This is a genomic window from Thermaurantimonas sp., from assembly GCF_046299575.1.
Classification (GTDB): Bacteria; Bacteroidota; Bacteroidia; order Flavobacteriales; family Schleiferiaceae; genus Thermaurantimonas.
Map to the genome: position 1 here is coordinate 114014 of NZ_JBKBHX010000002.1, position 20145 is coordinate 134158.

19 protein-coding genes are annotated in these 20145 nt (G+C 41.2%); 12 read left to right on the forward strand and 7 right to left on the reverse strand.

Annotated features, from left to right (window positions below; genetic code table 11):
* The first annotated feature begins 98 nt into the window (after nucleotides 1-98).
* Genes hutH through ACK4EX_RS03005 form a run of 5 tightly spaced genes read left to right on the forward strand, consistent with a single transcriptional unit; the run spans nucleotide 99 to nucleotide 4087 of the window.
* Nucleotides 99-1619: a histidine ammonia-lyase gene (gene hutH, locus ACK4EX_RS02985; RefSeq protein ID WP_409769567.1), complete on the forward strand. Its 1521-nt coding sequence runs from the start codon at nucleotides 99-101 to the stop codon at nucleotides 1617-1619.
* Nucleotides 1607-2422: a DUF2520 domain-containing protein gene (locus ACK4EX_RS02990; RefSeq protein ID WP_409769569.1), complete on the forward strand. Its 816-nt coding sequence runs from the start codon at nucleotides 1607-1609 to the stop codon at nucleotides 2420-2422. The genes hutH and ACK4EX_RS02990 overlap by 13 nt, the downstream gene beginning before the upstream one ends.
* Nucleotides 2370-2894, forward strand: a complete 525-nt coding sequence (locus ACK4EX_RS02995; RefSeq protein ID WP_409769570.1) for a KdsC family phosphatase — start codon at nucleotides 2370-2372, stop codon at nucleotides 2892-2894. Before ACK4EX_RS02990 ends, ACK4EX_RS02995 begins: the two co-directional genes overlap by 53 nt.
* Complete coding sequence (locus tag ACK4EX_RS03000) at nucleotides 2888-3802, forward strand: geranylgeranylglycerol-phosphate geranylgeranyltransferase (RefSeq protein WP_409769572.1); 915 nt, start codon at nucleotides 2888-2890, stop codon at nucleotides 3800-3802. The genes ACK4EX_RS02995 and ACK4EX_RS03000 overlap by 7 nt, the downstream gene beginning before the upstream one ends.
* Nucleotides 3803-3817: 15 nt before the next feature.
* Nucleotides 3818-4087 carry a hypothetical protein gene (locus tag ACK4EX_RS03005; RefSeq protein ID WP_409769574.1) on the forward strand — a complete coding sequence of 90 codons (270 nt, stop codon included), beginning with the start codon at nucleotides 3818-3820 and terminating at the stop codon, nucleotides 4085-4087.
* 381 nt (nucleotides 4088-4468) lie between these two features.
* Here ACK4EX_RS03005 and ACK4EX_RS03010 read toward each other — a convergent pair whose 3' ends face one another.
* The 3 genes from ACK4EX_RS03010 to ACK4EX_RS03020 form a co-directional block, all read right to left on the reverse strand.
* Nucleotides 4469-5998: an SLC13 family permease gene (locus ACK4EX_RS03010; RefSeq protein ID WP_409769576.1), complete on the reverse strand. Its 1530-nt coding sequence runs from the start codon at nucleotides 5996-5998 to the stop codon at nucleotides 4469-4471.
* Nucleotides 5999-6171: 173 nt separating this feature from the next.
* A complete protein-coding gene (locus ACK4EX_RS03015) occupies nucleotides 6172-8496 on the reverse strand; it encodes an OmpA family protein (protein WP_409769578.1) in 2325 nt (774 codons plus the stop codon).
* Nucleotides 8493-9620, reverse strand: coding sequence for a hypothetical protein (locus ACK4EX_RS03020; protein ID WP_409769580.1), 1128 nt, complete (start codon nucleotides 9618-9620; stop codon nucleotides 8493-8495). Before ACK4EX_RS03020 ends, ACK4EX_RS03015 begins: the two co-directional genes overlap by 4 nt.
* Nucleotides 9621-9845: 225 nt before the next feature.
* Between ACK4EX_RS03020 and ACK4EX_RS03025 the strand changes: the two genes are divergently transcribed.
* Together ACK4EX_RS03025 and ACK4EX_RS03030 are read left to right on the forward strand one after the other, a co-directional pair.
* Nucleotides 9846-10658 (forward strand): 2OG-Fe(II) oxygenase, encoded by an 813-nt coding sequence (locus ACK4EX_RS03025; RefSeq protein WP_409769582.1) that lies wholly within the window; start codon nucleotides 9846-9848, stop codon nucleotides 10656-10658.
* A 55-nt stretch (nucleotides 10659-10713) separates the two neighbouring features.
* Complete coding sequence (locus ACK4EX_RS03030; RefSeq protein WP_409769584.1) at nucleotides 10714-11112, forward strand: response regulator; 399 nt, start codon at nucleotides 10714-10716, stop codon at nucleotides 11110-11112.
* On the opposite strand, the gene mnmD is transcribed toward ACK4EX_RS03030, so the two are convergent.
* The 3 genes from mnmD to ACK4EX_RS03045 are packed head-to-tail and all read right to left on the reverse strand — an operon-like array spanning nucleotide 11101 to nucleotide 12716.
* Nucleotides 11101-11787 carry a tRNA (5-methylaminomethyl-2-thiouridine)(34)-methyltransferase MnmD gene (gene mnmD / locus ACK4EX_RS03035; protein ID WP_409769586.1) on the reverse strand — a complete coding sequence of 229 codons (687 nt, stop codon included), beginning with the start codon at nucleotides 11785-11787 and terminating at the stop codon, nucleotides 11101-11103. The genes ACK4EX_RS03030 and mnmD overlap by 12 nt on opposite strands.
* Nucleotides 11747-12235: a hypothetical protein gene (locus tag ACK4EX_RS03040; RefSeq protein WP_409769587.1), complete on the reverse strand. Its 489-nt coding sequence runs from the start codon at nucleotides 12233-12235 to the stop codon at nucleotides 11747-11749. The genes mnmD and ACK4EX_RS03040 overlap by 41 nt, the downstream gene beginning before the upstream one ends.
* Nucleotides 12216-12716 carry a DUF4920 domain-containing protein gene (locus tag ACK4EX_RS03045; protein ID WP_409769589.1) on the reverse strand — a complete coding sequence of 167 codons (501 nt, stop codon included), beginning with the start codon at nucleotides 12714-12716 and terminating at the stop codon, nucleotides 12216-12218. The genes ACK4EX_RS03040 and ACK4EX_RS03045 overlap by 20 nt, the downstream gene beginning before the upstream one ends.
* A gap of 123 nt (nucleotides 12717-12839) precedes the next feature.
* Here ACK4EX_RS03045 and ACK4EX_RS03050 point away from each other — a divergent pair, with 123 nt between their 5' ends.
* The gene (locus ACK4EX_RS03050; RefSeq protein WP_409769591.1) at nucleotides 12840-13892 is read left to right on the forward strand and encodes a branched-chain amino acid aminotransferase; all 1053 of its coding nucleotides are present in this window, start codon (nucleotides 12840-12842) and stop codon (nucleotides 13890-13892) included.
* A gap of 31 nt (nucleotides 13893-13923) precedes the next feature.
* Here ACK4EX_RS03050 and ACK4EX_RS03055 read toward each other — a convergent pair whose 3' ends face one another.
* A complete protein-coding gene (locus tag ACK4EX_RS03055; protein ID WP_409769592.1) occupies nucleotides 13924-15399 on the reverse strand; it encodes an acyl-CoA synthetase in 1476 nt (491 codons plus the stop codon).
* Between the two features lie 319 nt (nucleotides 15400-15718).
* On the opposite strand from ACK4EX_RS03055, the gene accD reads away from it, so the two are divergent.
* From accD to ACK4EX_RS03075, 4 genes are all read left to right on the forward strand, one after another.
* Complete coding sequence (accD, locus tag ACK4EX_RS03060; RefSeq protein WP_409769594.1) at nucleotides 15719-16561, forward strand: acetyl-CoA carboxylase, carboxyltransferase subunit beta; 843 nt, start codon at nucleotides 15719-15721, stop codon at nucleotides 16559-16561.
* 75 nt (nucleotides 16562-16636) lie between these two features.
* Complete coding sequence (rpsO, locus tag ACK4EX_RS03065; RefSeq protein ID WP_409769596.1) at nucleotides 16637-16906, forward strand: 30S ribosomal protein S15; 270 nt, start codon at nucleotides 16637-16639, stop codon at nucleotides 16904-16906.
* 82 nt (nucleotides 16907-16988) lie between these two features.
* Nucleotides 16989-19115 (forward strand): polyribonucleotide nucleotidyltransferase, encoded by a 2127-nt coding sequence (locus ACK4EX_RS03070; RefSeq protein WP_409769598.1) that lies wholly within the window; start codon nucleotides 16989-16991, stop codon nucleotides 19113-19115.
* 87 nt (nucleotides 19116-19202) lie between these two features.
* Nucleotides 19203-20069, forward strand: coding sequence for an RNA polymerase sigma factor RpoD/SigA (locus ACK4EX_RS03075; RefSeq protein WP_409769600.1), 867 nt, complete (start codon nucleotides 19203-19205; stop codon nucleotides 20067-20069).
* The last annotated feature ends 76 nt before the right edge of the window (nucleotides 20070-20145 follow it).

Here is a 20145-nt window from a genome sequence, read left to right on the forward strand (position 1 = left end):
AACGGTTTAAAAAGACCTTCCAGACTCAATATTTACTTTCAGCAGGCTCCTTGAGGTGTATAGTGCCGTACTTTTGCAACGCTTCAATGTTTTTGTAAATGATCATACATATTACACCATCACATACAATTGATTTTAAGCTGATTTATGATGTATATTTTCATAAAAACTCAAAAATTACCCTATCTGAAGAGGTACTTTACCGCGTAAAAAATTCTCGGGAGCGCTTTGAAAATCTTTTAAAATCATCGCATTCGCCTGTATATGGTGTAAACACAGGTTTTGGCTCTCTCTGCAACGTAAAAATCGACGAAAGCCAGCTCACAGAACTTCAGAAAAACATCGTGATGTCGCATGCCTGCGGCACGGGGAGTTATGCCGGCGATGAGGTAGTGCGTCTTATGCTTTTTTTCAAAATAGTATCACTCGTTCGCGGTTATAGTGCTATTTCAGTCGAAACTCTGAATGCATTGACAGAATTTTTCAATCGTTCAGTATTACCATATGTGCCTAAGCAGGGCTCTCTCGGGGCAAGTGGTGACCTGGCACCCCTTGCGCATCTTTCCTTGCCTTTGTTAGGGTTGGGATATGTGGCTGTATCGGGCGAGAAGATGCCTACTTCTCAATGCAAGGCACTCGAAGGCATGCAACTACCAGTACAACTGCGCTCTAAAGAAGGTCTTGCTCTGCTCAATGGCACCCAATATATGTCGGCTACTCTGGCAGCAGCACTCATTAGGGCATTTAGACTTCATCAGCTTGCCAGTTGGATATCAGCCCTTTCGATTGAGGCTTTTCTGGGTCGGCGTGAACCCTTTGATCCACTCATTCACTCAGTAAGGCCGCATGCCGGGCAGCAAAAGGTGGCTGAATTTATGTATAGACATCTGATCGACAGCGAGTTGCATATAGTCGAGCGCTCCTGGGTACAAGATCCGTATTCTTTCCGTTGCATCCCTCAGGTGCATGGGGCATCACTCGACACCCTGAATTACGCATTGCGAGTTCTGATCACCGAAGTGAATTCTGTGACTGATAATCCGCTCTACTTCGACGACGAAGAAGTCATTTTATCGGGGGGTAATTTCCACGGGCAGCCATTAGCATATGTAGCTGATTTTGCCGCTATTGCCGTTCATGAGTTGGCCAATATTTCAGAAAGGCGCATGTATCTGCTGCTATCTGGTCAAAGGGGCTTACCGCCCTTTTTGGTAATGAATCCCGGATTAAATAGTGGCTTAATGATCGCACAATACAGTGCTGCAGCACTTGTCAGTGCCTCTAAGCAGCTTTGTACCCCGGCTTCAGTTGACAGTATTCCCTCTTCTAATGGGCAGGAAGACCACGTGAGCATGGGTGCCAATGCAGTAAACAAGCTTCACGATGTGCTTGATCTGGCCGAAAAAGTACTGGCCATAGAGCTCCTACACGCCTCTCAAGCTTTGTACTTCAGAAAAGGCAGGCTAAATTCATCGCTGGAGGAATTCCTGGCACTTTTTAGAGACACTGTGCCCGTGATTGAAAACGACCGCGAATTGCACAACGATATCGAAGCAGCCATTCAGTTCGTAAAAAATCTGCCGGTATCTTTTGACGCCATCAATCAATGGATCGAATGACCGGAGGAAGACATTTAATAGTAGGATCAGGAAATGCAGCTCGTTTCGTATTGAAACTGCTGGAAGTTCTTTTTAACTGCGATTTCAAAGCAACGCTTGTATCGCGCACACCCGACGCGTGTCGAGAAAAATTCAGGGATTGGAAAAATGTCACCATTTCAAATTCCCAATTCCATTCAGATGCATACGAAGCCATTTGGCTTTCTGTGCCTGATGCGTATATCTCGACTTATGCTCAATCAATTAAGGCAGTAGGCAAAAGGTGGATTCACCTATCGGGGGCTACCTCTCTTGAAGCCCTTAAACCTCATACCGATAATGGTATGGTGATTTGGCCTGTAATCTCATTAGCCTCGCCCTACGACATTCAACAGGTACCTCTTGTGATAGAGACAGCTACCAAAGATGATTTCGTAGTCTTGCTTAAACAAAAATTTACAAATGCCATCGAAATGCCATATCAGAAACGTCTTGCCACCCATATGGCAGCAGTGGTAAGCAATAATTTTGTTCATCACCTGCACGCTTTGCTCGAAGAAGAACTTGAACATCAAGGAATTTCAAGACAATTACTGCAACCTATCATTGAGCAAACCTCTCAGCGCATTCTCGTAGGTGAACTAAAGAGTAGTCAGACAGGTCCGGCGCGCAGAGGCGATCAAAAGACTATTGAAAAACACCTTAAAACCTTACACAACGAAAAACTTTTACACCTTTACAAGACGTTAACTCAAAGCATTCTAACATATTATGCCGCTGAACTACAAGCAAATACTTCCAGAAATAACGACCTTTATATTTGATATTGATGGAGTACTGACGGATGGACGCATCCACGTGTTGCCCGACGGACGAGCTGTGCGAAATATGACTACACACGATAGTTTTGCTATTCAATTAGCACTAAAAAAGGGCTTACGCGTGGCGATCATCAGCGGGGGCTCTGGATTAGGAATTTCTGAAATACTTCGCAATCTGGGTGTAGTGGATTTATATCTGAATGCTTCATACAAAATTGAAGCATTCGAAGACCTTAAAGCATGCTACGGGCTCAGCGACAGCGAAATTTGCTATATGGGCGATGACCTGCCCGATTATGAAGTGATGTGCAAGGTTCGCCTTGCCGCGTGTCCTCACGACGCTGCTCCTGAAATTCGCGCTATATCGCACTACGTTTCACCTAAAACAGGTGGAAATGGATGTGTGCGTGACATACTGGAGCAGACACTCAGAGTAAAAGGCTGGTGGAACGATGCACATTCGCGCTCATGGTAGCTACTTTTTTTGATTATCTCAAGCTCGTGCGCTGGAAGAATCTGCTCTTGGCAGCATTCATTCAGCTTTTTTTGAGGTATGGATTTTACATACCATTTGGTATAGATCCCGCGCTCGATCATTGGCAATTTGCCGCTGGTGTCTTAGCTACTATGCTGCTGATGGCTGCGGGTTATATTATTAACGATATTTACGATGTAGATACAGATAAGATCAATAAACCAGACCGACTAATTATACAGAATAAAGTTTCTGAAAAAAACGCATGGATACTCTATTATTTGTTTAATGCAATTGGCCTTATTATTTCCTTTTCATTGTCGTTGATTATTAATCGTTTTAAGTACTTTTCAATTCCTGTAATTACTGTTGTCCTGCTCTTTTTATATGCCACAGATTTTAAGCGCAAACCTCTCATCGGAAATCTTATCATTTCTCTACTCGCAGCGCTCAGTATAATTACTGTTTTATTCTTTGATATAATGCCTCTTATTTCAATGCCTACTACTTCTGTAGAATTGCGCTATTTTGTACTGATAGTGCATGTATTTATCGCCGTATTTGCCTTTCTGACTACCCTTGTTCGTGAACTGATAAAAACATTGGAAGATATGGCTGGAGATTGGCGTGCAGGATATGCAACTTTACCACTGAAAATAGGAGAAAAAAAGACCATAATTCTTTCAATATTCACATTAATCAGCCTCTTTGCTTTTTCCCTTTTTTCAGTGGTAAAAGTGAATGCGTTCTATCTGTATGTATATTCTGGAATATTTCTACTTATGCCCTGGACGATTGTCTTCTACTTATTGATATCTGATAAAGATAATAAGTACAAAATGGCTCAGCGTTGGATGAAAATCTCCATGTTTACGGGTATTTTATCGCTGTTAGTATTACAAATCTGAAGGTATCGTTAAAGAATGAATGTACTAAAGTGCTCGAACTGCCATCAGTGGACGGACAACGACCATAAGTATTGCCTCTTCTGTGGGTACGAGCATCATAAACAGCAGAAAATTGAACGCGAATTTTTGAAAAAACCTCTTGATACCGGCTTTCCTTTCATAAAAATTCAACAAACAGATACAATTTTCGTAAAGGCGGGAAAAGGTGTTGTACTCTTTTTTCAAATCATCGTTTACGGGATTGTTTCCTTGATTATGTATTTAGCATCCTCTGTGGTACATTAATGATTGTTTTTTGTGCTGAAATTACTTCAAAAATATTTATATATCTTAGGTGAAAAAGAAGCTTTATTGATTCTATTATTCATGCTTAATCAATTCCTAGAAAAACTTGGAATATTTATACCTTTAATTCACTCTTACTTCGATGATTTGATTGCAGTTCCTGTCACACTGGGTCTTACTAAGTTTCTAATGTATTTTATTCATAGATATACCTATGAACGCTTGTATTCACCCTTTCAGATTTTTATAGTAGTGTGTATGTTTTCAGTGTATTTTGAATGGTATCTTCCTGAAAAATACCCTTATCATCACCGCGATTTTTTCGATATTTTATGTTATACCTTCGGCGGCATTTTTTATTATTATTTTATCCAAAAAAAATCAAGATAAAATTGGAAACAGGAAGATGCTGAGCAGATACACAGTCAAAAGCCCTATGAAACCTATGATAATACCAAGCTTAATGAAATCCTGACTTTTCAGCATTCCTGAGGCATATGCGAGCGCATTAGGTGGAGTGCTTACAGGCAATGCCATTGCTAAAGATGCTGATAGAGCAATCGAAAAGGCGAGTTCCTTTGCGAAAACGACATCTGATTGCCCGAAGGCAAATGCAGCAGATATTCCAATGGGAATCAATAGGTTAGCAGCGGCTGTGTTAGAGATTACGGTTGAAAGGAGTAATGTGGCTGCCATCAGTGATGCCAATAGAATGTTTCTATTCTCAGGCAAGAATTGTAAAACCATTCTGTCGAGGCCCGTATCTGACATACCCCTACCCAAGGCAATACCTCCGGCAATGAGTATCAGCACATTCCACTCAAGACTATTGATATCGTTCTTTTTTATTAAACCAGTAACTGAAAAAACAACGGCAGGCAGCAATGCCACCACGCTTGTAGGCAGGCCGTGAATTTTCTCTGTCATCCAGAGCAATACGGTGATGGAAAAAATGGACATGACAAATACCTTTTTTGGGTCTAAATCAGCTGTTTCAATAGATAAAGAAAGTTTTTTACTCTTTGGTGGAAAAATTGTGATCAATAGGAATACTGTAAATGCCAGAAGGACAATACAAATGGGAATGGCTATGAGCATCCAATCTGTAAAACCGATGTTTAAACCCTTATTTTGTAAAAAGCCAAGAGCTATCGCATTTGGAGGCGAACCTATCGGAGTGCCCATGCCGCCTATGTTTGCTGCAAACGGTACGGAAAGGATCAAGGCTTTCTGAAATTTTTTCTCATCGCTCATTTGCGACAAAATGGGTCCTAAGAGAGTGAGCATCATAGCTGTGGTGGCAGTATTGCTCATCCACATTGAAAAAAGCGCTGTAAATACCATAATGCCGATGATCAATTGAATGGGAGTTGATCCGAAATAGCGAATCATCCAGGTAGCTAATGTTTGGTCAACGCCACGTTTTACGCAGGCTTGAGCGAGAATAAAACCACCTAAAAACAAATAGATTACAGGCTCAGCTAAGGGTTGAAAATAATGCTTAAAATCTTGTTGATTCTCAGGATTTTCAAATCCCAAGTTGGGCCAATTGCCTGGATTAGCAAGCAACAGAACTTGTAATCCAATGATTAAGAGTGATGTGGCAAATAAGGGTATTGCTTCGGTAATCCAGAGAAGGCATGCAAATACAAATATGAAAATCATCAGGGATGCTTCTTTGGGAATGTTTTGATGTTTTGCGTAGAAATAGACCCCGAGCGATAAAAAGAGCAAAGTGAGAAAAACACTGATGGCGTGAGAGTCCCATTTCGGATTGGTACCAGCTATTTTGGTGTGAGTTTTAATGTAATCGAGCACTTCTTCAATCTTGCGCGTCGGATATGTGCCGATGTAAATAGCGTCTTTTACAACGTTTGAAAATTTGAGCCGGCTTTTCTTTTCAGAAGTCATAAAAAGTGTACGTTTTACACTTTGTAAAAGTAGAATTGTAAATCATTCAGTTTTATGACCTAAAACAGGGATTATACAAGTTTCTATCTTTTGGTGAATAGTATTTTTTGGAACATTCATTTTTTAAAACTTCATACCGCGCGTGATTTATTGCCTTCGCTTCACAAGTCATATCACTGAAATGACTGAAGAAGTATTTCCACGCGACGGTCTCTCGGTTGTGCTCTTTGCACAGGCTTTACAATCACGCCACCATTATCTAATTTGATCCTTGAGGGTTGCACACCTTCCTCTACTAAAATAGTTTTCACATAGCCGAGTCTTTCTTTTATTAATTTGAAATTCAATGATTTGGTTCCAGTATTATCAGCATATCCTCTAAGAATAATGGTAGAAGACGTAGAATCAGCTAAATACCTGGCGATTTCTCGCAAATGCGATTCTTCAGCGTCTGAGAGTTTGGTTTTGCCTGATTCAAAATAGATGGCTGTCCGGGTCTTAAATCCTGCCGTTACTTTTAGATCAAATAAAGGGGAGTAATCCTGATCAATAATTTCGCTTGTTTCTGCTGAAATATTATTGGTCTTTTCTTGTGTATTTTGATCATTTTGAGCCAGTTTTTCCGTATTTTGACTTATTTCAATAGTTTGAATCTTTTGAGCTAATAGTTCCAAGATTTTTGTTTGTCTTTCTAAAATTTCGATAATGGATGTTGGACGTGTAGTATCCGTAATATTTTGATTTGTATTGTTAATGCTTTCTAAAGATAGATTCGGTACTTCTGTGGGTGAAAAGGTAACTCTATTTGGATTTTTACTCTCATTTTTTTGGCGTTGGGTAGAGGTTGAACTTCTGGTATTGAATGTATTTTCAGTTCTCTTTTGTGGAGGAGATGATTCACTTGTTTCTACTACTTTATCCTTATTTTCAGATGGCTTTTCATCCATTGAAAATTGTAGTTCTATTGAAGATGGATCAATGGTATCTGACGGTATTAAGGTGTGACGACTTAGTGATTTAATTTCTAAATTTTGTTGAGCAATTGTTTGATCATCTTCATGATATTTTATAGATTTTTGTATATAAATGTTTGGCTGATATATACTATCTGATGTTGGCCATTCTTCTAAATTTTTTTCTTGATTACTTATCCAAAGTTGGAGGCTGTCCTTCCGGCTATGAAGGGTTTTTAATAAAATTTCAAGTGAGTCTTTTTGAAGCTCAAGTTGTTTCAAATTATTCGAATAAACAATAAAAAGACTGTCGCGCACATTTTTTGGCAATATAGTATCTATTGCTATTTCCCTTTTGTACTTATTTAAAATGAGAATACTATCGTTTATTTCAGAAAGTTTGCTTTCTATAGTAGTAGTTTCACTATGTATTTCGCTTATTTTTTGTCGACTTTTTAATAGTCGAATTTCAAAAGTTGCTTTGTTTAGATTTGTTCGAATATCGATTATTTCTCTCTGTTGATTTTCTAGGAGATAAATTAACGTATCTGATGAATTTAGTGCATGTAACTGCCTTTGAGCTTTAATTGCGGGGTCGAATTTGCTTGGTGCTTTTTCTAATGTAGGTGGGGGAGCATAGCCACCGATGGTTGGAAATTTTTTTAACTTTTTATGACTGCCAAAACTCCACTGAATGCCAATAGAATGAAAAAGATAACTATCAGATACTAAATCGTCGCCTCTTTTAGATGTGGTTTGTCGGCGGTTAGTGGGGTCAGATGCTCGCTGTTGTAGTTGGCTGTTGAATTGAGTGGGATAATTCAGACTCACATCGTCTAAATAGTCTGTGGTCGTAACTGTTAATTGGGTTGATATATTTAGATTGAGTTGCCGGGACAATCGGAAGCGCACTCCCAATTCAAATCGACCTCCGAAGGCTATTGTCTGATAATCAACCCCTTCTGTCTTTAGGCCAGTGAGCAGCGTCTCGTAATCGCCGTTTTGCCGCAAGGTCGGGTTTGAAAGGTTATAAAAATTTCCCTCGCTATCGCGCAAATCAGCGTAGGTCTCAAAGTTGAGTACTACAGCATGCACGCCTAAGTATGGAGCAATGAAAGACCTGTGAGACAACCACTTCAAGTTATCGGTCTTTAGAATAATACCAAAGGAAGCATCGTAGATGGAAGTTTCGGCGTTGAGCCCGCGGTCGAAGTAAGGCGCTTCTGTCCAGAGAGTGCCATCGGGTTTTACAAAGCGGTCATTCGCGCTGAAACTCACATTTCCAATGGCCATTTTCAGGGCCCATGATGGGCTAATATTACGTTCAAGGCTTACCTGCCATGAAGGTAAAGGAATATATACAGAATTGTAGGTATATAAATGTCTTAATGCTTTTAAGGGATCACCGCCCTCAAAGCGGTATGGTGTAAGATCGCCATAGTAGGTCGAATAGCCTGTTTGGACACCAAAACGCCATTTGTAGGGAAACAGTTGGCTACTCACCAACACAGGAAATAGAAGTAGGAGCGTAGTGAATCGCATCATCTTTTTCGCTTTTTGTCGAAACCAGCCCACACATTAAATTCGATACTTACACCGCCAAATACAGCTGCATCAAGTTGTATTTGGCCATCCGAGTTAGGGTCAGACGAAAGTAGTGTACCGCCAATGTGAAAACGAGCTATTCGAAAGGTTTTATAACCTAAACCGGCATAGATTGGCAAGTTGATGAATGGGCCGGAGTATTTGATCTGAGAAAATTCGAGATTGCGCAGTAAAACACCTATAGAAAGGGAAGCATTGCCCAAATAGCGCGCAAACGTCTTGTTAGCCAGTGGAATGGAAATTCCTACATATGGGGCTGCATCGTACACCAGGTTGCTAAAATCGCCTTCCCAATACACAAACCCATAACCCAAGTTTATTGGAATGGAACCGGGTAGTTGCTCAGTCATAGCTTTGGTTGTTCGTTCTTCTCTCAGAATAAGCATGTTGTCACTTAAAAATTGAGTAGCTTCACTTTGAACCAGTTCAACGAGCTCTTGGATAAGTTTTTCGGCATAAGCTACACGTTGTGATTCTTCTTTGCTTCTTTTTACTATGTTAAAGCGCGCATTGCTCAGGCTTTCACTTTCAATTTGACGGATTTTGGCCAGTACAAGTTCACTGAATCCGTCGAAGGTTCGACCAGTAGCATGTCTGAAGTTTTGCAATCCTTCGGTCATCAAAGCATTGAGGGTTTTTCGGATTTGAGAGGGCGATTGCAGCCCTACAATGCTGTTTCGTCTGTACATGTAATTTGATCTAATTGCTGCCTCTAAATTGGCATTGAGTGAGAGTTGTAAAGCTCTTAATTGTACGGGAGTAGCTTTTGTATAGTATTTAAAGCTAAAAACGTACTGCTTACCGCTGCGTAAGGGATCGAGCTGAATTTCAAACCGATCTACATTCATATCGAAAGGTCGCTGATAGAATCCCGTAAAATATGGTTTATTACTTTCAGATTTTTCGTATAAAAACAACTCCACTCTATACACCTCTTGTGGTAAGAGACCAACAATTTTAATTGGCTCTTCGGCTGGTAGTTCGGCTCCTCCAAAAAGCTCATTTTTTCCAATATCAAATGAAATTGTGCGAATATTAGATTGTCCATACGAATTGAGTAACATAAAAAGGAAAAAAGTGAAGAGGGAGCAAATACGATTAGATGTTCTTTTCATTTAAATTTTTTGTCGCAATTTAAACAATTTTATTTGTGCATTTTTGAAGGTTCATTTTTACAAATGTTGTATTTTTTATTTAAGTCAAGTTTTACTGTCAAAATTTTAAAATGATTGCAACTCACACACGCTTGGTGGCTCAATAAGCTATATTTGCAAAAATGCTACTCAGTAATGCAACCTATTACATACATTATTAATCCTGAGGTTTTAAGCCATAAAGAAAAATTTTCTAGACTCTTCAAAGAGGCTCAACCCTGTAAACATGTAGCTATCGAAAATTTTTTAAATCCCGAAGTTGCGGACCAACTTTTTGAAAACTTTCCTCCCTTTGAAACTTTAAACGTTAAACGCAAGAGTATAAACGAAGACAAAGCCGAAGACTACCACTTTGAGCGTTGGCACCCTATATTTTCTCAGGTGAGAGATGCCGTCCAAAGCGAAGAATTCTGTACCTGGCTGAGTGAGATGACCGGAGTTGAAGGCCTAAGATCGACCGACGACAGCTTAGGAAGTGGATTACATCAGGGTAAAAATGGCAGTTTTGTAGATGTGCATGTAGATGTAAACATGAATCCGGAAAAAGGTCTTTGGAGACGAATTAATCTATTGATTTACCTCAATAAATATTGGAAACCTGAATACGGTGGAGACTTAGAACTCTGGGATGTGGATATGAAGAATTGTATTAAAAAAATACCCCCTTACCACAATGTAGCAGTTATTTTTTACACCGACGATAATTCACCACACGGATATAGTCGTATTCATGTGCCAGAGCACGAGAGCAGAAAGTCTTTTTATACCTATTATTATACGCCGATTGGTGAAGGTTTTACGTACCGCGATTCCAAATTCTTGCCTCGACCTGACGAAAGCCTTGGTAAAAAGTTGATTACCAATGTGAAAGAAACTATTAAAATTAATACAAAGCGTGCTTTGAAGTTTCTTGGCGTCAAAAAACTTGACTTTCAGGATAAAAATTAATAAGTTATTTTGTTAATTACAAATTGTATTCATATTTGCCTATGAATTTGAGCAAATGAATGTATTGATCGTTGACGATAATCAAATCGACTTACTAATCAACCAGCGAGTTGTAAAGAATTTAATGCCGGAGGCTGAGATAAAATCCTGTATTTCTGCCATTGACGCTCTCAAGCATATAGAGCAACTTCATACAAATGATGAAGTTGAAAAATTGCCGGATATCATTTTGCTCGATATCCGCATGCCCATTATGGATGGCTTTGAATTTTTAGAAAAGCTCCGAGAATCTCCGATTTTGAAATTGAAGGTGCCTATCGTTCTGATGGTAACTTCTTCTATTGATCCTTTAGATATGCAGCGGTCAAATGATCACCCTTTGGTGAAGGGCTTCATTGGTAAACCTTTGAAAATGAATACTTTTCAGGATATTGTTAATAAGTTAAATCTTTAATGCCCGCAGCATCTCTCTTTTTCCCGGTGGGCCGGGAATTTTTTGTACTTGAAAACCTACTTCTCTCAATGCGCGACGCACAGCTCCTTTGGCAGAATATGTAACCCAAACTCCGGGCGAGCGCAGCATTTTGTAGCATTTATCCATCGCTTCAATGGTCCATAATTCAGGCTGTGCAGATGGGCTAAAGGCATCAAAATATATCAGATCTATACTGTTTTCCGTAGGTTGATATATTTCGAAGGGAGTTTTTAAAAGCTCAATTTTAAAATTTGCTGAAACATATGAAAATGACTTGGTATCAAAGGTGTGAAAGGAAGTAAATTGTGATTCAGTTAAGCCCAGCAAGTCAATGTAATTTAGTTTTTTTGCTAATTCCGATTGAATTGGAAACAGTTCAGCTGCCTTGTATACAACATATACTTGGTGTTTCGAAGTCTCTACATACGTAAGCATCGCATTGAGCCCTGTGCCGTAGCCCATTTCGAAGATTTCTATGTTCTGATTTGGAAATTTTTCAAGATAATACAACAGACCTTCTTTGATAAAAACATGCATTGACTCCTGAATGGCGCCATGCATGCTGTGATAGGATTGCTGAAGTTGTGTATTAATTAAGGTGGAAGAACCGTCTTTAGTTTCCGCGAGTTGAAACATGCTGCGGTAGATCGACATATAGTTTTTTGATGCGTGGTATCGGTCCTTGGCAAAACTGCTGATGGCAATTCACACAGTTGCTCACAAGTGTATTGAATGCAGCAGGCTTTTCGGCCTCTGGCGCTTCTTTGAAATTTTTTACTGATTCAATCCAAGCTGTAGCCATTGGGTGAAACACTTCGGTGATTTCTTCCGGGTCGGTAGCCTCGGCAGTGTGTAGCTGATCGAGCCAGTCAGGCACTTCGATCGACGAATAATTACCGGCCTCTATGGCTTTTTTCCATTGTGCGGTGATCTTGTCCATGCGTCGCATCAAAAGGGCAAGCTCTGACATATGAGGTCTCTTGTGCAAGTCAGCATCCTCTTCGCTGACAGCTTTTTTAGACTCAGAGCTGCACGAATCAAAAAGCGCTCCTGCTATGAGCGCGGTAAAAAAGATGAATTTTTTATTTAATAATGACGCCATTGGCCATAAAAGTTATGCTTGTGTCAGGCTGGGTGATGGCTGCAATTTCTTCAGCCGACTTGCCGGCATCTTGAGCTTTGTGGCGTAGCCACTCTACATCTTGTACTTCAAGCTTAGCATATCCTTCCATTATGGCTGTGTAACCGGCAGAGTTTTTTGGCACAAAGAATTCGTAATCCTTAAAACGAACAACCATGCTTTTGCCATTTCCTAGATCTACGTCCATCCAGCAGCCCTTCTTTTGGCAGCATTCATTGATCTTTCCGCGTACTTTTACAAATACAGAATCGCCTTCTTGAAGTAGAGTTAGGAGTTCTGAGGCATCGATTGCACCATCTTCCGTAATTTTTTCTCCGAAATATCCTGTAGGTGAATCTTCTGTTGTATCAGCTTCTGCATTCCCAGCAGTATCAGTATTGTTTTTGCAAGCTGTAGTTAGTCCAAAAATCAATAATAAAGCGAGGTGCTTTAGCATTTTCATCTTTTTAAATTTCTGCAAACTTATGCCGATTGTCTAAATTAATAAACAGTTACCTCCACAAAAAGCTTCCCAACTTACCTTTGTCGAGGGGAAAACGAACTTTTTGTAATACTATTCTATAAGATGAAGATTTCAAAAGTATATCAATCAAGGATTAATGAAATTGATTTTTCCAATCTTCCGTTTGGAAAAGTCTTTACGGATCACATGCTCGTTTGCACATACGAAAATGGCCAATGGGGAGAACCCATAATACGTCCATATGGACCGATTCCAATGTCGCCTGCCACTCACGCTTTGCACTACGGTCAAGCTGTATTTGAAGGGATGAAAGCCTACCGAAAAGACAATGGAATTGTGAGTATTTTTCGACCGGAAGCAAATTTTCAAAGGCTTAATCGGAGTGCTGAGCGTATGACCATCCCGCAGGTACCTAGAGAAATTTTTATGGACGGTCTCATCCAACTGATTCAACTTGACTACGACTGGGTGCCGGCTGGTGAAGATATTTCTCTGTATATCAGGCCATTTCTGTATGCTTCTTCTGAGTTCATTGCCGCCAGACCCTCTGAATCCTACGTTTTCTGCATCTTGCTCAGCCCATCTGGACCTTACTACAGCGGAGCAGTAAAGGTAAAAATTGAAGAAAAGTACGTGCGTTCGGCCGATGGAGGAGTGGGTTTTGCTAAAGCTGCCGGGAATTACGGAGCTGCCTTTTACCCAACACGCCTTGCACAAGAAGCTGGCTTTACTCAAATCATTTGGACCGATCACAAGAATCATCAACTCATCGAGGAGTCAGGCACAATGAACGTGGCAATGGTGATCGATGGAGTATTTCGCACGCCGGCATTGAGCGATCGCATATTGGCGGGAATAACACGAGATAGTATTCTCACTATGCTACGCGACCAAGGCTACCCCGTGCAGGAGGGTCCCGTAACGGTGGATGAGCTACTCTCTGCCGCTCGCGAGGGCAGACTCACCGAAATGTTTGGCATGGGCACGGCGGCAGTAATCAGCCCGATTTCTCATATCGGCTATCGCGGTGAGATCATAGAAGTTCCCACGCCTGCAGACGGATTGTCTGCTACGATCAAAAAGGCACTTTCAGATATTCGCTTAGGACGTACTGCTGATAAATACGGCTGGATGCACGACGTGTATCGACCGTAGTATAAGCGAGAAGTGACCTTTATGGCGCTTCTTACATGGATTTGAGCTTTTTTCGGTCGATTTTTCCCGTGTCGCTTTTGGGTAATGAATCGAGTATTACCAGGTGCTTTGGTATTTTGTATTTAGCTAATCCTTTTTCACAAAAAGATTTAAGTTCTTGATAATCAAATGAATAGCCAGGTTTTAGTGATATAAATGCTTTACCGGTTTCGCCCCATTTTTCGTCGGGCACACCTATTACTGCCACTTCAGCCACAGCTTCGTGCGTTAGTATGTACTTCTCCACTTCAGCAGGATATACATTCTCACCACCAGAGATGTACAAGTTTTTAATCCGATCAACTACATATAGATAGCCTTCTCCATCCCGTCGAAGGATATCGCCCGTCTTAAACCAGCCCTCAGATATGCTGTTTTGGGTGGCTTCTTCATTTTTCCAATATCCTGGTGTTACGATGGGGCCTTTGAGCCACAGTTCGCCTATGCCTTCGCCATCTACCGCGTTGCCTTCGCTATCTACTAGTTTGTACTCCACATAAAAATTGACAAAGCCGATAGAGCCGCGCTTTCGAATGGCGTCAGTCTCAGGAAGAGATGTGATGTTTGGTCCGCATTCTGTCAATCCATAGCCTTGTCGAATGGGTACACCCTTTTCTGCCCATATTTGTATCAGAGGGATGGGCAGCGGTTCACCCCCCACAATAAAGTACTTTAAATGCCTGAAGGTAGCATCTTTGAACTTTGGGGTTTCTGCCAGCATGCGTACCATTGTGGGCACGAGCATGAAAAGGGTGATATTCTTTTCAACCAATACCTCGAGGCACTTATCAGGGTCAAACTTCTTCATCAGATAAACAGTGCCACCAAAGTGGAGCAGGGGAGTGAGCAGCACGTTCCAGCCACCCGTGTGAAAAGGCGGTGTTACTATCAATGTGCTGTCGTCGGAATGCACCTTGAGCCTAAGCGCAGTATTTATGCTGTTCCAAAAGAGCATTTTGTGCGTGTAAATTGCACCTTTAGGAGTGCCTGTTGTACCGCTAGTGTAAAGAATAAAAATGGGGTCGTCTTCTGACACAACTTCACCATCTTTAAAATCCGACATCTTAGCTACTTTCAGGTTGAAGAGATCTTCAAGTGGTTTGTGAACTACTGCAAGGTCTGTTTGATTCCATAGTTGGATGTATTCATTGGATACAAAAACCAGCGAACATTCAGCATTTGTCACAATATAATTTATTTCGCGTGGTGCGAGCCTGTAGTTTAGTGGTACAAGGACAAATCCGGCTTTTTGTGCTGCAAAAAACAGGGCAACATATTCTGCACAAAAAGCCGAAAGCACCCCGATGCGATCCCCTTTTTTTATTCCTTCAGTCGTAAGATAATTTCTAATTTCCTCTGCAAAATCGTTCAGTTTTTTAAATGTGAATGATCGATTAGTTTCAACTTCAATAACGGCTAGCTTATAAGGTGTGTAGATGTTCCACTTTTTCGACCAATTAAGCTCCATAAAATCATTTTTTTGCGAACTAAGCTAATAAAGTTTTATTGAATAAGTTATTGGAGTCCCTTTTTAAATGACTATACTGAAAAATAGAATTACAAATAATTTTAAAATTCAGTAAATCAGCTTAAAAAAATATTTATTGAACAGAAGACTAAAAGTTGTTTTCTAATTTCTTTCCGTTTGTAATGTTTTCTTTTTTTAAAAGGTAACTTTGATTTTTAATGCCTGCTGCAGTTATAGAGAATTTCTCCAAACACTACCAGAGAAAAAGCGCACTGAGATTTTTTTCCTTTCTTTGCACCGATTAAACGCGCAGAATTTCATGGCATGGTTTAAACGAAATAAAGAGGGTATTACTACTAGTACATCTGAAAAAAAGGAGACTCCTGAGGGTCTTTGGTATAAATGTCCGAAGTGTAAAGTAATTACCGCAGTTGAAGATCACCAAGTTAATCTTTGGGTATGTGCCAACTGCAACTATCACGAAAAAATCAACGCCAAAGAATATTTTAAAATACTCTTCGACAATGGCGAATTCACCGAATTAGATCCCAACATGAGATCTGTTGATCCACTGAACTTTGTGGATACGAAAAAGTACTCTGACCGTCTTGCAGAGGCCATTAAAAAAGTAAAAGTAAATGAAGCCGTCACTACTGGTGTCGGCAAGTTGAATGGCCGTGATATCGTGATCGCAGCCATGAACTTTAATTTCATAGGTGGCTCTATGGGAAGTGTGGTGGGCGAAAAAATAGCTCGCGCTATGAAATATGGAATAGAACACCGTGTGCCTGTAATGACAATTTCGAAATCAGGTGGCGCGCGAATGATGGAGGCCGCGTACAGCTTAATGCAAATGGCCAAAACCGCAGCTATGATTGCACGCATGCGCGAGGCAGGAATTCCCTATATTTCGCTTTTGACTGATCCCACTACGGGAGGTGTTACTGCATCGTTTGCTATGTTAGGCGATATCAACATTGCCGAGCCCGGCGCTTTGATCGGTTTTGCAGGTCCACGCGTGGTAAAAGAAACTATTGGAAAAGATTTACCTGAAGGTTTTCAAACCTCTGAATTTCTGCTCGAACACGGATTTATCGACTTCATCGTAGAGCGCAAAAACATCCGTGAAAAAGTTGATTTTTTCCTCCAATGTGTGATGTAAATTTAACTTTGAATTTTGCGCTTTTCTACTATCTTTGCCGGCCATTAAAGAAAATAAAATTTAGACAGACAAATTATGTATCTGACACCGGAAATTAAGCAGAGTATTTTCGCTAAATATGGTACATCAGCTACCGATACAGGCTCACCTGAAAGCCAAATAGCACTGTTTACCTACAGAATCAATCACCTTACTGAACACCTGCGCAAGCATAAAAAGGACAAAAGTACTGAAAGAGCACTCGTGATGCTTGTGGGTAAGAGAAAGAAATTGTTGAATTATTTAAAAGAAGTAGATATTGAGCGCTATAGAAAGATCATTAACGAACTCAATATTCGCAAGTAATCTTTCTTTTAAAGTTCTTTTGTTTAAAAAGGGCATCAACTATTGATGGCCTTTTTTCGTTTTTAAAAAGATACATGTAAATATGGCTCCAACACCCATCATACAAGAGATAAAACTGCCTGACGGTCAAATAATTACAATTGAGACCGGCAAACTTGCACGTCAGGCACATGGAGCAGTGGTAGTAAAGTCAGGGGCTACCATGCTGCTGGCCACCGTAGTTTCTAACGAAGAACCGATGGAGGGCATCGACTTCATGCCTCTCACCGTAGAATATCGTGAAAAATTTTCTTCGTCAGGTCGTGTTCCCGGAGGATTTATAAAACGGGAAGCAAAGCCGAGTGACGAAGAAATTTTGGTTGCCCGCCTGGTTGACCGTGCTCTGCGACCGCTATTTCCGGAAGACTATCACTCAGATACACAAGTAATTATAAATCTAATCTCCTATGACAAAAACGTAGCTGCCGACTCCTTAGCAGGTTTGGCAGCTTCAGCTGCTATTGCTGTGTCAAACATCCCGTTTAATGGCCCGATCGGAGAGGTACGAGTGGCCCGCATCAACGGGCAATTTAAAATTAACCCATCGCCATCTGAAATCCCCACTGCTGATATCGACCTGATGGTAGGGGGTACGATGGACAGCATCATCATGGTAGAGGGCGAAATGAAGGAGGTTTCGGAATCTGAAATGCTCGAAGCCCTCAAAGTGGCTCATGAAGCCATAAAAATTCTTTGCCAGGCACAGCTCGAATTAGCCGCTAAAGTACCGGGTGCATTTCCCAAGCGCGAATATTGCCACGAGTCCAATGACGAAGAGCTCAAAAAGAAAGTAGAGGAAGCTACTTACGTCAAGGTATATGAAGTAGCTAAAAGCGCCCTTCCAAAAAAAGTTCGCAACTCGCGCTTCAAAGAAATTTTTAAAGAATTCATTGAAACTCTTGGCGAAGGTGTTGATGAGCAAACCGTAAAACTCGCTGAAAAATATTATGGCCTGGTGCAATACCACGCCATGCGCAATATGATCCTCAACGAATCCATTCGTCTCGATGGTCGTGGCCCAGCCGATATCCGACCCATATGGTGTGAAGTTGACTATCTACCCGGTGCTCATGGTTCAGCCATTTTTACACGTGGTGAGACACAATCGCTCACAACTGTCACCTTGGGATCTAAGCTCGATGAAAACAAAATAGACTCAGCCACATTCGTTGGCTCTGAGCGCTTCTATTTGCATTATAACTTCCCTCCATTTTCTACCGGCGAGGCTAAGCCATTACGCGGTGTAGGCCGTAGAGAGATTGGGCACGGTAACTTGGCTCAACGAGCTCTCAAACCTGTAATTAGTGAAGATATCCCATACACCATTCGTGTAGTGAGCGACATTCTCGAGTCAAATGGGTCTTCATCGATGGCAACCGTTTGCGCCGGAACGCTTGCCCTAATGGATTCGGGTATTCCGATTTCAGCGCCAGTATCAGGCATCGCAATGGGATTAATTACTGACGAAAAGACAGGAAAATGGGCTGTATTAAGTGACATTTTGGGCGATGAAGACCATTTGGGTGACATGGATTTTAAAGTTACAGGTACGGCAAAAGGTCTCACTGCTTGTCAAATGGATATTAAAATTCAAGGGCTTTCGTTTGAAATTATGGAAAAGGCGCTTATGCAAGCAAGAGAAGGACGCCTGCATATCCTCAACGAAATGCTCAAAACTATTGACAAGCCTCGCCCAGAACTCAAGCCTCACGCACCTAAAATCATTAAACTAAGCATACCAAAAGACCTCATCGGCGCAGTTATAGGTCCGGGTGGTAAAATTATTCAGTCAATCCAAAGCGAAACCGGCACTGTAATTGTAATAGAAGAGGTTAACGACAAAGGTGTGGTTGAAATATCAGGAACCGACCCTGAGGGCATCAATGAAGCTAAAAAGCGAATTTTAGACATCGCTTTTGTGCCCACTGTAGGTGAGGTGTACACAGGAACTGTAAAATCCATTCAAACATACGGTGCATTTATTGAGATAGGGAAAGGAACCGACGGATTGCTGCATGTATCTGAAATTGATCACAAGAGAATTGCCAACGTGTCAGACGTGCTGAAAGAAGGCGACAAAATTGATGTAAAACTGATCGCCATTGACGAAAAAGGCAAACTCAAACTGTCGAGAAAGGTACTGCTGCCCAAACCGGAAGTTTCTGGTTAATTACCCCCTCCGCGCGATACATCGCGCTGCTGCTTATTGATTCAAGAATTCAACTTCTAAATCCCCTTTGAAAACACCAGTTGACAAATGAGGCAACTAAAAATTGTAAAACAGGTTACGAACCGCGAAACTGCTTCGCTGGACAAATACCTACAAGAAATCGGCAAAGTAGAACTCATCAGTGCCGAACAAGAGGTAGAACTAGCCCAGCGCATAAAGGCTGGTGACCAGAAAGCTCTGGAACAACTTACAAAGGCCAACCTGCGTTTTGTGGTATCAGTAGCTAAACAGTATCAAAATCAAGGTCTTACTTTACCAGACCTCATTAACGAGGGAAATCTTGGCCTTATAAAGGCTGCTCAGCGCTTTGACGAAACAAGAGGTTTTAAATTTATTTCCTACGCCGTTTGGTGGATTCGACAATCCATCCTTCAAGCTCTGGCCGAACAGAGCCGCATTGTTCGCTTACCGCTTAACAAAATTGGCGCAATTAACAAAATCAATAAAGCTTATGCCCAGCTCGAACAAGAGCACGAACGTGCACCATCAGCCGAAGAAATCGCCAGCCTGCTCGATATGTCAGAAGAGGACGTAAAAGAAAGCCTCAAAAACAGCGGCCGCCATGTGTCAATGGATGCTCCGCTGGTAGAAGGTGAAGATTCTAACCTCTATGACGTACTCAGCTATGGCGAAAGCCCAAACCCTGAGGAAGACCTCATGCACGAATCTCTTCGTATTGAGATCGAGCGCGCTCTGTCAACGCTCACTCCTCGTGAGGCAGATGTAATCAGACTATTTTTCGGCTTAAATGGTCAGCATCCGCTAACGCTCGAAGAAATCGGCGATAAGTTTGACTTGACACGTGAACGCGTGCGTCAGATAAAAGAAAAAGCCATTCGCCGACTCAAGCATACTTCACGCAGCCGAATTTTGAAATCCTATTTAGGAGGTTAATCAGTTTTTTTTTACAAACTTTTGCAGAAAGCCGCCCCGGATTGGCGGCTTTTTTTATTCAATTTACACAAATTCT

Coding starts and splice junctions, on each gene's coding strand:
- ACK4EX_RS02990 (WP_409769569.1), top strand. CDS start 1,607: ATGGATCGAATGACCGGAGGAAGACATTTAATAGTAGGATCAGGAAAT.
- ACK4EX_RS03020 (WP_409769580.1), bottom strand. CDS start 9,620: ATGTTACTCAATTCGTATGGACAATCTAATATTCGCACAATTTCATTT.
- ACK4EX_RS03075 (WP_409769600.1), top strand. CDS start 19,203: ATGAGGCAACTAAAAATTGTAAAACAGGTTACGAACCGCGAAACTGCT.
- ACK4EX_RS03005 (WP_409769574.1), top strand. CDS start 3,818: ATGAATGTACTAAAGTGCTCGAACTGCCATCAGTGGACGGACAACGAC.
- rpsO (WP_409769596.1), top strand. CDS start 16,637: ATGTATCTGACACCGGAAATTAAGCAGAGTATTTTCGCTAAATATGGT.
- ACK4EX_RS02995 (WP_409769570.1), top strand. CDS start 2,370: ATGCCGCTGAACTACAAGCAAATACTTCCAGAAATAACGACCTTTATA.
- ACK4EX_RS03040 (WP_409769587.1), bottom strand. CDS start 12,235: ATGGCGTCATTATTAAATAAAAAATTCATCTTTTTTACCGCGCTCATA.
- ACK4EX_RS03010 (WP_409769576.1), bottom strand. CDS start 5,998: ATGACTTCTGAAAAGAAAAGCCGGCTCAAATTTTCAAACGTTGTAAAA.
- ACK4EX_RS03015 (WP_409769578.1), bottom strand. CDS start 8,496: ATGATGCGATTCACTACGCTCCTACTTCTATTTCCTGTGTTGGTGAGT.
- ACK4EX_RS03000 (WP_409769572.1), top strand. CDS start 2,888: ATGGTAGCTACTTTTTTTGATTATCTCAAGCTCGTGCGCTGGAAGAAT.
- ACK4EX_RS03055 (WP_409769592.1), bottom strand. CDS start 15,399: ATGGAGCTTAATTGGTCGAAAAAGTGGAACATCTACACACCTTATAAG.
- ACK4EX_RS03070 (WP_409769598.1), top strand. CDS start 16,989: ATGGCTCCAACACCCATCATACAAGAGATAAAACTGCCTGACGGTCAA.
- mnmD (WP_409769586.1), bottom strand. CDS start 11,787: ATGTCGATCTACCGCAGCATGTTTCAACTCGCGGAAACTAAAGACGGT.
- ACK4EX_RS03025 (WP_409769582.1), top strand. CDS start 9,846: ATGCAACCTATTACATACATTATTAATCCTGAGGTTTTAAGCCATAAA.
- accD (WP_409769594.1), top strand. CDS start 15,719: ATGGCATGGTTTAAACGAAATAAAGAGGGTATTACTACTAGTACATCT.
- ACK4EX_RS03050 (WP_409769591.1), top strand. CDS start 12,840: ATGAAGATTTCAAAAGTATATCAATCAAGGATTAATGAAATTGATTTT.
- ACK4EX_RS03030 (WP_409769584.1), top strand. CDS start 10,714: ATGAATGTATTGATCGTTGACGATAATCAAATCGACTTACTAATCAAC.
- hutH (WP_409769567.1), top strand. CDS start 99: ATGATCATACATATTACACCATCACATACAATTGATTTTAAGCTGATT.
- ACK4EX_RS03045 (WP_409769589.1), bottom strand. CDS start 12,716: ATGAAAATGCTAAAGCACCTCGCTTTATTATTGATTTTTGGACTAACT.